We start from the raw sequence: 12,359 nt of genomic DNA, 5'->3' as shown, positions 1-12,359 counted from the left end.
TACTCATCGTAATCGTTTTTCCAGCCATTCTTTGCAGTTGATGTTCAAAAAGCTGCAAAGCAAAACGATTACAGAAAAAGCGCCTGAAGTGGTCAGCATCGCCGGAATGGCAGACGCGTAAAGTCACGATGGTGGTCAACATTGCCGGAATGACATCTGGCAACTTTGTGCACCAGGGTGGTCAGCATCACCGGAATGATCCGGAACAAACCAACAAATAGGTGGTCAACATCACCGGAATAATCAAATCAACTTACTTAGAGAAGGGGTGGTCAGCATGGCCGGAACAAGTGGTCAGCATCATCGGTACAGGTGGTCAGGATGGATCGGATTATACAGCAGGGAGGCCTTTTTGTGGCTCAGGCGTAACAGTCGGCTTTTTTACTTTCGTGTAGCTGATCTTTTGAACGTCACCCAGATTGGTGCCGGGGGCTGCTGATTCCTCAAAAACAAGGCCCAACTCTTTTTGTTGTTGCGATGTACCTAATGGTACAAATCGTTCAGATTTGAAGCCTTTAACAAGTTTGGTAAGCTGTTGTATCTGGTATTGAAGCGTGAGTAATTGAGCGTGTAATGTTTCGTTGGAAGATTGCAACTGCTGATTGTTTTGAAGCAGTTGCTGATTCATTTGTAATAATGCTTCATACAGCTCTTTGTAGTTGATATGTTCGCCACCGGCTGCCATTACTCCAAAGATAGAACAGCCAGGAGGTATTGCTCAGTGATGAGCGGCACAAAAGTTATACAGCGCAAACGTGGATAAACCCGGACAAAAAACTGATTTTAAAAAATAAAGGCCTTCACAATAGCGTACTTAACTCTGGCAAACTCCCAATGCAGATAATTCAATTCTCAGAGGCTTCCGGCGGCAATATATCGCTTGCGGTAGTGCGCTTTTTTCAGGGAGATACCCTGCAAGATGAGCACCAGTTGCCTGCTGCTGATAACGCTATGCGTGCCCTCCTGCATAAGTCCCGGCATTTCAAAAGTTCCTGATTCCAGTCGTTTATAATACAGACTAAATCCATCGCCTTCCCATTGAAGTAGTTTTACATGCGTCTGGCGTTTGTTGAAGAAAATAAAAATATCCCCGAGTTTAATCGCCATGTTCAACTCGTTCGTTACAAGCCCGCACAGCCCATCAAAGCTTTTGCGCATGTCGGTCCATTTATGATACAGCAGATACCGGCTGGCATGGTTAATCTGTAACACCCTTAATGCATTAATTCTTTTAAATAACTTACAGGCACTTCCCGGTACAGCTTCAGCCCTTTATATTCTGCGAACAACCTGGCATCGTTTGGGCCATCATCCTCCAGTTGCAACAAGCTAAATTTTTCACCTGGCAACTCACTGGCGGGTTTTGAATGATTCACATATTTCTTTCGCCAGTAGTAAAAAATGGCCTCTGATATTTTTTTCAATTCACAGAATGTTTTAACCGGCAATTCCCCTGATTGTTGTTCCTGTACCAAGGAAAACATTTCCTGGGCGGTTCGTTTGGGATTGGATCCTTTGGCTTCCAGCATCAATTTTCAGTTTTGGTGAACCGTAAATTTAAATGCTTGTCTGGTGTCGCTTTTTAAACTTCCCGGAGGGATACTTAAAAAAGAAGTCATATGCAGCTAAAAATGTTGACTTTCCTACATTATTCTGCCCAAAAATGAAAATGGTATTAGATCCGTCAAAATTGATTTGATTATTATTGAGACCTCCGGAGATAGCTCGAAAATTATTGACGGAGAAGTTTATCAGGCGCATGGCTATTCTATTGTATTGTCTAAATGAAATAATGACAGCCACTAAGATATTAGGTTGGAAGAAATATGAAGCGTTTATTTCGTATTTTTTATATCAATTAATCAGGATTAAATGATTTCTTGATCTTAATCACATATGGGCGTATGTTTAAAGTTTGTGTATTATGTACGGTTGTGTAATAATTGTAACTGTTAGTAAAGGTTCGTTTATTGATCATTCTGTTGGCATATCACCCCCTGTATTACTCATATTAACTTCAGTTTATTTTGTCAATACTTTTAAGGCAGATATGACATCGCCTTTAATTAAATGCAATAACGCTATGGCCGTTAAAATTAAGTATGCCCAATCCTTAGGCTCAATTTTGATATTAAACTTGCTTTTTATTTGCATTTTGAATCATGTTTATATTGCAAAACAAAGCAAATTCATAAATTCTAAATAGTACGCCGTACTATTTGCCGTACTACTTTTTTTCAGGTCCCTTAATTCGCTTATTTTTTGTTGGCATTTTATTTTTCCCAAGTTCCTTTTGAATGGTGGCTAAGGCATTGTTTTGAAAACAATCCACAAAGAGTTTTGTAAATAGCCCGAGCTCTTCATAACTATTTCCAATTAAACCTTCATTTTTTAAATGCCGAATCCAATCATAATACTGATTTTTTTGACCAAGCCATTTCAATTTAATTTGTATTCCCTCTAACTCATTTATTTCTGAGTTTTCAACTATCTTTTTTGATTCATTTTCAGTTATAAATTCCTGTAGGAATTTTAAGTGTGAAGCATAAGCATATCCCTTAAGAATCATTTCTAATACGGTTCGTGTGTTCTCAACATGGTTTGCCGAAAAAAGTCCACCTTCATTCGCAAAATGTAAATTCCATGAACTTAAAAAGACAAAGGAACTGTTACGTTTTAATATATTAAACAAATCTGGATTTTCACCCCTAGTAGCAATCAAATAACCTTGTAAATAGAGGTTGAGGTCTTCTTTGTCATTAGACTCATTATGTTTTGATAATCTTTTTTCTATCTGACTAATCCTATCTTTAACTGTTTCCCTTTTATCTGGCGTTTTTAATTTTTCAAATTCAAACTTTAACTTTTGGATTACCTTATCCTTTTGTTCAAGAGTAAGTATTGTAGTATTGGGAGAATGCCCCAAACTATAAATTATTTCAATTATATTGATTTCCCTTTCAACGGCATAGAATGGAGCATTTTTAAGGGTAGCAAACAGAATCTTATGGCTTTCCAAAATAGAATTCATTTTTTCGAATGAGGGAAGGCAAGCATAAATCCCCTTACCTTGCGCAACTTTAGTAAATATTGTATTCAATTCATTCAGTAAGGTTTTTTTTTCTAAGTTTCCTTTTTGATACTCATGTATATATTTCCGAATGTTTATGAAACCCACCTCCTTCATCTCTGGTAAGAAAAAGTTTTCGAAAACAGTCCCAATGCTTGGATCTGTATCTGCATAGTTATATCCTATTCGATAAAATGGCTCTTCTTCATAAATGTCTTTTGAAAAAATAAGATTTTTGGCCCTTTTCAATGTCATTTCTATTTCTTCCAATGGAGAACTCATGGTCTGCTGACTAAAAAATCCTTCCACACTGGTAACGACATTGTGTTTTCTTTGTATTTCTGTTAGCTGTATTGCAGTATTATATCCTAAATCTTTTAAGAAGCGGGCATTCATAATTGAATTATAATTAGCATGGATCTTTACTTATCCAGGTTTTCAATGATCGGTACAATAATTCTTAAAGCCTCAGAAAATTCAATTTTAAAAAATTCTCTTCGCTCGTTCATTCTATATTTATTGAGTGCATGGTGAATTAATTTTTCAGCTAAAACGCAATCGTTTACTAGCCAACTATGCGCAATTAAAAATTTATCTACGGAAGGAGTGCCAGATAGTTGACTAGCTCGTTCTTCAACGGTCTTAGTAGTTAAACCAATTTTAAAAACATTAGAAGGATGAGATGGATTGTGCAATATGTATATGTATCCTTTTTTGGTAAAAGAAGATTGAATTTTTGTTTCACGATTAGACGCAGGATCTGATTCATACCAACTTAAGGTTTGGTCTACCCATGTCCTATTATGAATGGCATTTCCTTTTTTGTCTTTTCCCTGTTGCCCTATTTCAAGGTTTTTCCAGTATCCACTCATTTCTATTTTTAATTCATCAGCTGAGAAATTTTGCTTACTTAATGTTTTGTTGTTTTTATCTAAAGTCCATATATCTTTTGTCTTGAAAAAATGATCAGAAGAATACTTTTTATCTTTTTTAAATAAACTGGGTTTTAATTTCTCCGAGGAAAGCGCCGTAGGATGCTCTTCTACAACAATATCATCTTCATTTTGATCGAAATATTCTGGCAGGTAAAGGCAGTTATATGCTACTTCAAGTATTGCATTGTAACTATTTAATTCTTTTATAGAATTAAGTATATACTCATCGTATTCCTTTTTCCCATGCATTGCACGCAATAACATATCGTAATCATCTGTTATTGTTGAAAAACTGTTTCCTTCATCTTTTTGAATATATCTTGTGTCAATAGTTTTGGTATCAAGGTTTATTCTTAAGTAAAGAAATATTTTTCTAAAATCTGGGTAATTCAAAAGTTGCACTACCTCTCGTTTTCTATCATCAGCTGGCATAATATAGTTTCTTCCAATATCATAGCCCTCTAATGAAGGCAGATTCTTTGATTCTGTGGGGATATCTGCTTTTTCTCCTGCAACTATAAATAAATTTATTTCATCCTTACGTTTAATCATTGAGACCCCTGCAAAAATGAATTCATTTCCTTCGTTGGATTTGAATGTGATTTCCTTAAGGTTATTCAGAATGTTGTAAGAATATATAACATTGTCTTCAATGGAGTCTTTTAAATAATCAATTGACTTGGTTGATTTTTCTGATGTAACAAAATCGATAAAGTCAAAGCTGGAGAATAAATAATCTTCTTCTGGAAATAGTTCGAAAAGAAAAAGGTCTTTGTTGAAATAAAAAAAGCCTTCTAGTACTACGAAAGCTGGGGGCATTGATCCAAATCCGAACTTAAAATTTCGCGAATTAAATTCTGGTAAAAAATATCGAAACTCGCTATCTACTAATAAACCTGCTCCATTTTTTAATTGTGTATTGATTATGCAAACCGCTTGTCTAAAGTTTTCCTCTGATTTTTTTTGGGCTTGCGGCTCATTTTTAAATTTTTGTTTATAATATTTTACAAAGTCATCATAAAATGGACTATCAGGGGTAGGTGATGAAAAAAGCCTATAATGTTTTTGCCTGTCTGCACTAGATGCCATGGGGTGTTTGAATTAAATCAATAAATTTTGGATCTAACCGGTTTACCAATGCGTTGTATCTTTCATATACCGTACAAGGGCATGGGCAAACTTCTTTTCATGTTAATTGAGGAATACTTAGTAAATTTTCCAATACCCTAATTTAAGTCATAGCACACAAATAGCAAATTGATTTTTAAATGAAAATCAGTAATTTAATGATCGCTTCTCTCAGTTTTAATTAAAAACTTTAACCATAACAATTACCTATGAGTGTAAAGGAGAGATTATTTTCTAATATGTTCATCCGGAATATGATTTCTGACCTATTCGGTCGATCAGGCAACTACCAAACACCAGGCATATTTAGTCCATATTTTCAATACAAAATTGGAAGCTACCAATCCGACCATTTTCTATATTTTCAAAAAGAACCCTTTGGGCTAAGGTATTATAATGAGTTTTTTAATAAACTGAATGAATACATTCCTGGCCACATACCTGATTATCTGGAATTTCATTTTTCCGCATATACTGACAAACAAGGGTTTTTAAGGTTTATGCAGCATGAGATTTCTGGCAGATTGAAGCTGAATAATAGCAAGGCTCGGTTTCAAAAGCTAGAGATTGCCCAGGCATGGGTATTGGAAAAGCAGCAGGAGTTAAAATCAATACAAAAAGCTGCCGTACAACAAGAAATTAAGCAGGGAGTTCAGGACATGCTACCCGCTGCAAGCATGGCTAACCCGGAAGAAATAGAAAGTATTGCTCAAAACCTTTCCCAAAAAATAAATGATCGTATTGAGGAGATTCTGACGGGAACAGAAGAACGTATGCTGGCAATAACCGATTCCTTTGTAACTGGAAACATTGAGTTGAATAACCAAAATCACCTGAATAAGGTTGTTAAACTTTTCAAACTACTCAAAAATGTGCAGGCCCCTACGGAAAAAGCCAGGGCGGAGCAGTTATTTAGAAGATTCTCTGATACTGACATTGCCGCTATCCTTCGGCTTCATTTTGAACCATTCAAATCTAAGCAGCATAACAGTATTCAGAAGACAGATATTAAAAAGGCAGATGAGATTATTCCAGACAAAAACCCTAACGTGCTGAAGCTCGAAGCTGCATTACAGGAGTATTTTTATAGTTAATAACGGCATCTAATCCGCTTTAACCTTGCATAATCGGTTAATCTTCAATCCCAAAAATTCCATGACTAATCCAGCATTGACTTTGCTTCAATTCTAACTCATATTGCGTCTATAAAACTAAACTTTATGGACACTTTATTTATTCCGAACGAAAATGATTTTCGGCGGTGGATCAGAGAGGCGGTGAAGGAATGCCTGGAAAACGCGCCCATAAAAACAGCCCACCCAGCAAACAAACCAGAAGAGGAACCGCTAATTACCCGCAAGGAAGTAGCATATATGTTCCGCATTTCCCTGGTCACCCTGCATGAATGGATGAAGCAGGGCCTTCCCTTCCATAAACAGGGAGGAAGGGTTTATTTCCTGCGTTCAGAGGTAATGGATTACCTGAAACAGAAGCGCGGGAACCCGTTTATTGATCCTGAAACCAACCGAGTAGCCGAAAAGTAGTTTTTCTTTTCACCCGCCCCTATGCTTCGCATTAAGCTTTTAACAGTTATTGATTAACAAATTAAAAATCAACCGTATGGCTGAGTTTAAAAGACAAACTTTCCAGTTAAGCACAGGAAAGCAGATCAAATTGCACGGCAATAGCTTTTTTATTAGCAAGTCGCTAGAGATTGGGGAGGGCTTTGTTCCCAATATCTTTTCCCTGTTTGAGGAACAGGTTGGAGGGAAACCTTCTGCCACGGTTTCAAACCCTCACAAATTAACATCGGAAGAGTTACAGGAATTAGCCGATTATAACATCCGCTTGTGGCTCGATTTAAAGGACAGTATTCGCAACAATGGCTTGAATAATCCCAGGGTTTTTGGCCGTGATCCTATACGAAGTGAAGAAGGGACGGAAGAAAAACCTCCAAAATTTAAGAAGGAGAAAATTAAGCAGTCTAAAGAATCTGAAAAACGTGATGTATGAAAAACTTTTCGTGTGAGGATGCAAAGCAAATAGACATGGTAGATTACCTGGCTTACTTAAACCACCATCCGAAAAAGGTGCATAACCAGGATTTTTGGTACCTATCGCCCTTACGGGAGGAAAAAACAGCATCCTTTAAGGTGAACCGGCAAAAGAATGTATGGTACGATCATGCGGTGGGCAAGGGCGGTGATCTGATTGATTTGGGGACCCTTTATCATAATTGTTCCGTTAGTGAGTTGCTTGGCCGTTTGTCAGAGTACCAGGCTCGCCCGGTTCTTTCTTTTCACCCGCCTACTATATCGGACAATCTTTCCGGTGCCAATTCCCGGTTTGCTGGTGAAAAGAAAGAGACCGAAAGCAGCAAAATTGTTGTACTGGATTCCCGCCAGTTGGCTGCAAAAGAACTGTTGAACTATCTGGAAAAAAGGTGCATCCTGCTGGAAATTGCCAACCGGTTTTGCAAAGAAGTGGATTTCCTTTTGTATGGTAAAAAACACACAGTAATCGGATTTCAAAACAATTCTGGCGGATATGAGCTGCGAAGCGAAAATTTCGAGGGCAGCAGTTCCCCTAAGGATATAACTTTTGTTGACAATCGAAGTGATGATGTTGCAGTGTTTGAAGGCTTTTTCAACTTCCTTTCTTTTTGCACCGTCAATAAAAGTCTAACCACCCCACTGTCAAATTGCCTCATATTAAACTCACTTTCTTTTTTCGAGAAAAGCCGTTCCCTGATGGAACATTATAACCAGGTTCATTTGATTTTAGACAGGGACAGTGCCGGTATGAATCGTACCAAACAGGCGTTGCAATGGAATCACGATAAATACATTGATCGCAGTGATTTCTATCAGGGCCATAAAGATTTAAATGACTGGCTTATCCATCACCAACACAGCCAAAGGCAAAGCCAAAGACAAGGCAAGAGGCTTTGAATTTCGGGTAGCCAGCTATGTTTTGGTAATACCAAAACGCTGGCCGTTCATGCTATCGCATTCACGGGATCCGCCTATCGGCGGATAAAAACAAGGAGTAATGATTATGGAGCAGTTGGAAAAACAAACAAAAAATAAGGGAGGCCGCCATAAAAAGGCCGTGAAAAAAGATCAGATAATATCTGTTAAATGTAGCTCATATGAAAGATCTATAATAGTAGGAAAAGCTAAAATTGCAAAGGTGCCCACATCGGAGTATATGCGGGAAATAGCATTGACCGGTAAAATTGACAGGCGGGAAAAAGCATTGCCACCACAGGTTTTACAATTAACTGCAATGCTAAATCACATCGCTGCAAACCTCAATCAGATTGCTAAAAAGCGAAACAGATTCGAGGAATTAACAGCCCTGGAACGAGCAAATCTAAAAGTTCAATCAGCCGAGTTGAAACAATTAGCCGCTAATATAAAATTGCATTTACAATGATCGGATATGTGGGAACCGGCGCTTCTTTTTATGAATCCATCCGGTATTGTTTGGAAGATAAAATTGGTTTAAGTGAAAACCAGAAGGTTTTAAAAGCGCTGAAAGATCAATTGCAACACAAAGACAGGGCTGAGATTTTGGAATTCAATAAATGTTTTGGCGACCTGGACGAACTTACCAGCCAGTTTTTGGATGTTGCCAAATTGAGTAAAAGAGTTGAAAAACCGGTGTTTCATTTCTCCCTACGGCCTGCACCAGGTGATAAGGTTTCCCGCGAACAACTAATAGAGATGGGGAAAGAGTGCGCGAAACAGTTTGGGGTTACAGACAATCAATACCTCATTATTCTGCACAAGGACACCACCGAACCGCATATACATATCGTTGCAAACAGGGTGGGTTTTGATGGGAAAGTGGCAAAGGATAGTCATAGTTACAGGAGAATGGATAGCCTTTGCAGGCAACTTGAAAAGCAGTATCAATTAAGAGAAGTATTAAGTGCCCGCCGATTCTTATCAGAAGAACTCCGGAATCTTCCCCGGCTTGACAACAGAAAGGAAAAACTTAAAACCAACATCCGCGACACTTTACAGCAGGTTAAAACTATTCAACAATTTGAAGATAAAATGAAATCTCTTGGCTATAAGGTGCTAAAAGGCCGGGGCATTTCTTTCATCGATGATAAAAAAGTAAAGATAAAGGGCAGTGAAGTTGGCTTTTCACTTTCGAAGATTGAAAGGATTCTAGATCTGAAACAGGAACTAACAATTAAACAAGAGAAACAACAACAGCAGGAAATAGCAATTCAAAGGGATATAGATAAAGCACATACTCCGGTTCAGAAACTATTAATCAAAACTGCTCATTCGGAGCGGAAAGAAGATTTTGAGGTGTCAGAGTTAGTAAAGCAGCTTGATAAGTTGTTAGGCGATCTGCTGAAACCGGAGTACGTAGATCAGTCAGTTAATCCTGAATTATTAAAGGAAGCCAAGCGTAAAAGGAAAAGACAAAGGCCAAAATTGTAAATATTTATTCACTTAAAATTTTCAAATATGGAGCTTAAAAATTCTGAAAATGTGGAAGCTAGTAGCTTAGAGATCGTATTGAATGAATTTTCGGAGGAACAAAAAACACTCGCAAAATCCATAGGCGACCTGGTTACTGCTGTAAACGGATTAACCGGGAAGTTTACACAATTTGAAGAAAAATTGGACAATCTTTAAGTCACTTCTCCTCCTCTAAATATTACTCCAATCCAGAATGTTATATCCCAGAGCATGGATGGAATAGGAAAGATTGTTAATGAAAAACCCAAAAACATTGTTCAGGAAAGGAGAGTATTACTTTTCCCGGAACATAACGTAAGGGAATATTATTCGGTAGTACTGCGCTGGTTGTTATATATAATTATAGCCACCTACGGGTACTTTTTACTAAAGCATATTGTGGATCATTGGCGGTTGTAGGATGGACGAATAAGTAATAAAGCCCTGATGTAGAAACATCGGGGCTTCTGATGTGCGCCATGCATGGCGATAAACTTGACGGTTAAAGTCCGTTATGGGGGTATGTAATCGCCAACCATTAGCCAAGAGCAAGGGTGTCCACTGCGAAGTGGAATCTGAAGGAAGCTGGCGGCAAAGTTCCGGCCCGAGGAACACGAACACTATCAGGCAGATGCAGTGAGGACGAGTCTGCATCACAAGACGAAGTCCAAAGATTACACGGACACGGCACTGTAAATGGTGCGGGTATATGGAACGGAGGTTTATCGTCTTACCATGGGAGATCTCACAGACGTGTGGAAACATTGCGTATGAAGCACGGTTGAAATAAGATTTACTGTGAGAAGTCAGCCGAGGCCATAGTACGGGAGAACGACCACTTCCCGGAAGGGCTGAACCTTAAGAAGTAAGTAGTAAATGAATGTTACTGCATGAAAGGTAGAAAGCAGAAAATATCGCAAGATAGCTGCCTACAGAAAAATAGGGCGGAACCCGAAGACTATGAGGAGTGCAGACTTCCATGTGGATAACTGAAAACAACCTTACAAGTATCGAGCAAACAGGGTATGGCCTGCTTGAGCAAATCCTGTCACCGGCAAACCTGAACGCCGCCTATAAAAGGGTAAAGCAAAACAAGGGAGCAGGTGGTATTGATGAGATGGAAGTCGAGTCCTTAAAGGACTATCTCATCAAAGAGAAGGACGCGTTAATAGCATCTATACTGGACGGTAAATACCGTCCAAATCCAGTACGTCGGGTAGAGATACCCAAAGAGAATGGCAAGAAAAGACAGCTAGGCATCCCCACTGTTGTAGACAGGGTCATTCAACAAGCGATCACCCAGGTGCTAAGCCCGATTTATGAGAAGCAGTTCTCCAAAAGCAGCTATGGGTTCAGACCAAAGCGCAGTGCCCACCAGGCGCTACGGCAATGCCAACAGTACATTACTGAAGGTTATAAGTATGCTGTAGATATGGATCTGGAAAAGTTCTTTGACACAGTAAATCAGAGTAAACTGGTCGAAGTGTTATCAGGAACAATTAAGGATGGGCGGGTAATCTCGCTGATCCACAGATACCTGCAAGCCGGTGTTGTTGTTGCGAACAAGTTTGAACAAACAACTGTCGGTGTACCACAAGGTGGACCGCTCAGTCCGTTGTTGAGCAATATCATGCTTAACGAATTGGATAAGGAGCTTGAACGTCGTGGCCACCGCTTTGTCCGTTATGCAGATGATCTACTGATCTTATGCAAAAGCAAACGAGCAGCCGCACGCACGATGGAAAACCTTGTGGCTTACATCGAAAAGAAACTGTTGCTCAAAGTCAATCTCGATAAAAGCACCGTGGCATACATTAGAAACGTGAAATTCCTTGGTTACTCATTCTATGTGAAAAGAGAATGCCGTCTTCGCATACACCTTAAGAGTGTGGAGAAGATGCGGTCAAAGATCAGGGAACTCACCTCGAGAAGCAACGGATGGGGGAATGCGACGAGGAAGGAAAGACTCAAACTGTATATCTCTGGCTGGGTTAACTACTTCAAGCTGGCGGATATGAAGGCGCTGATGATTGAAACGGATGAATGGTACCGCAGAAGGCTCCGGATGGTGCTCTGGAAACAATGGAAACGCGTGCGCACCAGGCAGGCTAATCTCACGAAACTTGGCATCGCCAAAGCAAAAGCGTGGGAATGGGCCAATACGAGAAGAGGTTATTGGCATATTGCGAATAGCTGGATTCTCTCGACTTCTGTGACCAACGATCGTCTGAAACAGGCCGGATATGTGTTCCTGACGGACTGTTACCTGAATGCACGGAAACTAAATTAAGGAACCGCCGTATACCGAACGGTACGTACGGTGGTGGGAGAGGTCGGCGTAGGAACTAATCCTACGCCTCCTACTCGATTAATGGCTCTGATTAGTAATCTTATTAAAACAAAGGAATTATTGTTGTGGACTAAATTGTATTGGTAATAGATCCTTCCAAAATTTCACTGTCAGGTAAGCCGGTCAATTCCCTTATTACCTGCATTGCGGCAGCTTTAGTAAGGTTATCGCTATTCCTTTGAATATACCGGGAAATGGTAAATTCTGTACAACCCAATACATCCATTAATCGGCGGCGAGTAGCCGGATTGTTTATTGCTTTGAGTACCTTTTGACTAAGTTTCATATTGGATAAGTTTTGATTAGAATTTAGTTATTGAAGCGGTAGTATAAAGTTCTTTGTGTAAACGTTATTAAGTAACTGTATTAGGGGTTTAATTCCCCAGGCAGGT

General features: G+C 39.1%; 15 protein-coding genes. 8 read left to right on the top strand and 7 right to left on the bottom strand.

Features of this window, described 5'->3' with window-relative positions:
* Positions 1–331: 331 nt before the first annotated feature.
* The 6 genes from BMX95_RS34280 to BMX95_RS34255 all read right to left on the bottom strand — a co-directional run bounded on the left by BMX95_RS34280 (position 332) and on the right by BMX95_RS34255 (position 5,094).
* A complete protein-coding gene (locus BMX95_RS34280; protein ID WP_081203068.1) occupies positions 332–685 on the bottom strand; it encodes a hypothetical protein in 354 nt (117 codons plus the stop codon).
* 167 nt (positions 686–852) lie between these two features.
* A complete protein-coding gene (tnpB, locus tag BMX95_RS34275; RefSeq protein ID WP_081203067.1) occupies positions 853–1,212 on the bottom strand; it encodes an IS66 family insertion sequence element accessory protein TnpB in 360 nt (119 codons plus the stop codon).
* Positions 1,213–1,214: 2 nt separating this feature from the next.
* Entirely contained in the window at positions 1,215–1,529 is a 315-nt protein-coding gene (gene tnpA / locus BMX95_RS34270) for an IS66 family insertion sequence element accessory protein TnpA (RefSeq protein WP_081203066.1), read from the bottom strand.
* A gap of 28 nt (positions 1,530–1,557) precedes the next feature.
* Positions 1,558–1,761: an AAA family ATPase gene (locus BMX95_RS35930; RefSeq protein WP_081203065.1), complete on the bottom strand. Its 204-nt coding sequence runs from the start codon at positions 1,759–1,761 to the stop codon at positions 1,558–1,560.
* A 466-nt stretch (positions 1,762–2,227) separates the two neighbouring features.
* Entirely contained in the window at positions 2,228–3,466 is a 1,239-nt protein-coding gene (locus BMX95_RS34260; RefSeq protein WP_081203063.1) for a hypothetical protein, read from the bottom strand.
* 26 nt (positions 3,467–3,492) lie between these two features.
* A complete protein-coding gene (locus BMX95_RS34255) occupies positions 3,493–5,094 on the bottom strand; it encodes a GIY-YIG nuclease family protein (RefSeq protein ID WP_081203062.1) in 1,602 nt (533 codons plus the stop codon).
* A gap of 248 nt (positions 5,095–5,342) precedes the next feature.
* Between BMX95_RS34255 and BMX95_RS34250 the strand changes: the two genes are divergently transcribed.
* The 8 genes from BMX95_RS34250 to ltrA all read left to right on the top strand — a co-directional run bounded on the left by BMX95_RS34250 (position 5,343) and on the right by ltrA (position 11,907).
* On the top strand, positions 5,343–6,227 hold the full coding sequence (locus BMX95_RS34250) for a hypothetical protein (RefSeq protein WP_081203061.1): 885 nt from the start codon (positions 5,343–5,345) through the stop codon (positions 6,225–6,227).
* Positions 6,228–6,353: 126 nt separating this feature from the next.
* Positions 6,354–6,677, top strand: a complete 324-nt coding sequence (locus tag BMX95_RS34245; RefSeq protein ID WP_081203060.1) for a helix-turn-helix domain-containing protein — start codon at positions 6,354–6,356, stop codon at positions 6,675–6,677.
* 76 nt (positions 6,678–6,753) lie between these two features.
* Entirely contained in the window at positions 6,754–7,146 is a 393-nt protein-coding gene (locus BMX95_RS34240) for a hypothetical protein (protein ID WP_090519755.1), read from the top strand.
* Positions 7,143–8,084: a toprim domain-containing protein gene (locus BMX95_RS34235; RefSeq protein ID WP_081203058.1), complete on the top strand. Its 942-nt coding sequence runs from the start codon at positions 7,143–7,145 to the stop codon at positions 8,082–8,084. Before BMX95_RS34240 ends, BMX95_RS34235 begins: the two co-directional genes overlap by 4 nt.
* 106 nt (positions 8,085–8,190) lie before the next feature.
* Entirely contained in the window at positions 8,191–8,571 is a 381-nt protein-coding gene (locus BMX95_RS34230; protein WP_081203069.1) for a plasmid mobilization protein, read from the top strand.
* 50 nt (positions 8,572–8,621) lie between these two features.
* Positions 8,622–9,596 (top strand): relaxase/mobilization nuclease domain-containing protein, encoded by a 975-nt coding sequence (locus BMX95_RS34225; RefSeq protein WP_242673211.1) that lies wholly within the window; start codon positions 8,622–8,624, stop codon positions 9,594–9,596.
* Positions 9,597–9,623: 27 nt separating this feature from the next.
* Positions 9,624–9,794, top strand: a complete 171-nt coding sequence (locus tag BMX95_RS35230; RefSeq protein WP_165759046.1) for a hypothetical protein — start codon at positions 9,624–9,626, stop codon at positions 9,792–9,794.
* Positions 9,795–10,596: 802 nt separating this feature from the next.
* Positions 10,597–11,907, top strand: coding sequence for a group II intron reverse transcriptase/maturase (gene ltrA / locus BMX95_RS34210; RefSeq protein WP_081203055.1), 1,311 nt, complete (start codon positions 10,597–10,599; stop codon positions 11,905–11,907).
* A gap of 130 nt (positions 11,908–12,037) precedes the next feature.
* Here ltrA and BMX95_RS34205 read toward each other — a convergent pair whose 3' ends face one another.
* Positions 12,038–12,253 carry a hypothetical protein gene (locus BMX95_RS34205; RefSeq protein WP_081203054.1) on the bottom strand — a complete coding sequence of 72 codons (216 nt, stop codon included), beginning with the start codon at positions 12,251–12,253 and terminating at the stop codon, positions 12,038–12,040.
* Positions 12,254–12,359: the final 106 nt, after the last annotated feature.

It is taken from the genome of Niastella yeongjuensis (assembly GCF_900110245.1).
Lineage (GTDB): Bacteria > Bacteroidota > Bacteroidia > Chitinophagales > Chitinophagaceae > Niastella > Niastella yeongjuensis.
The sequence above is the reverse complement of the archived record's forward strand: the minus strand, read 5'-3'. Positions and strand labels throughout refer to the sequence as shown.

What these genes read in the sequence shown, in the direction of transcription:
- BMX95_RS34255 (WP_081203062.1), bottom strand. Translation starts at nt 5,094, where the DNA reads ATGGCATCTAGTGCAGACAGGCAAAAACATTATAGGCTTTTTTCATCA.
- BMX95_RS34240 (WP_090519755.1), top strand. Translation starts at nt 6,754, where the DNA reads ATGGCTGAGTTTAAAAGACAAACTTTCCAGTTAAGCACAGGAAAGCAG.
- ltrA (WP_081203055.1), top strand. Translation starts at nt 10,597, where the DNA reads ATGTGGATAACTGAAAACAACCTTACAAGTATCGAGCAAACAGGGTAT.
- BMX95_RS34245 (WP_081203060.1), top strand. Translation starts at nt 6,354, where the DNA reads ATGGACACTTTATTTATTCCGAACGAAAATGATTTTCGGCGGTGGATC.
- BMX95_RS34235 (WP_081203058.1), top strand. Translation starts at nt 7,143, where the DNA reads ATGAAAAACTTTTCGTGTGAGGATGCAAAGCAAATAGACATGGTAGAT.
- tnpA (WP_081203066.1), bottom strand. Translation starts at nt 1,529, where the DNA reads ATGCTGGAAGCCAAAGGATCCAATCCCAAACGAACCGCCCAGGAAATG.
- BMX95_RS35930 (WP_081203065.1), bottom strand. Translation starts at nt 1,761, where the DNA reads ATGCGCCTGATAAACTTCTCCGTCAATAATTTTCGAGCTATCTCCGGA.
- BMX95_RS35230 (WP_165759046.1), top strand. Translation starts at nt 9,624, where the DNA reads ATGGAGCTTAAAAATTCTGAAAATGTGGAAGCTAGTAGCTTAGAGATC.
- BMX95_RS34230 (WP_081203069.1), top strand. Translation starts at nt 8,191, where the DNA reads ATGGAGCAGTTGGAAAAACAAACAAAAAATAAGGGAGGCCGCCATAAA.
- BMX95_RS34250 (WP_081203061.1), top strand. Translation starts at nt 5,343, where the DNA reads ATGAGTGTAAAGGAGAGATTATTTTCTAATATGTTCATCCGGAATATG.
- BMX95_RS34205 (WP_081203054.1), bottom strand. Translation starts at nt 12,253, where the DNA reads ATGAAACTTAGTCAAAAGGTACTCAAAGCAATAAACAATCCGGCTACT.
- BMX95_RS34260 (WP_081203063.1), bottom strand. Translation starts at nt 3,466, where the DNA reads ATGAATGCCCGCTTCTTAAAAGATTTAGGATATAATACTGCAATACAG.
- BMX95_RS34280 (WP_081203068.1), bottom strand. Translation starts at nt 685, where the DNA reads ATGGCAGCCGGTGGCGAACATATCAACTACAAAGAGCTGTATGAAGCA.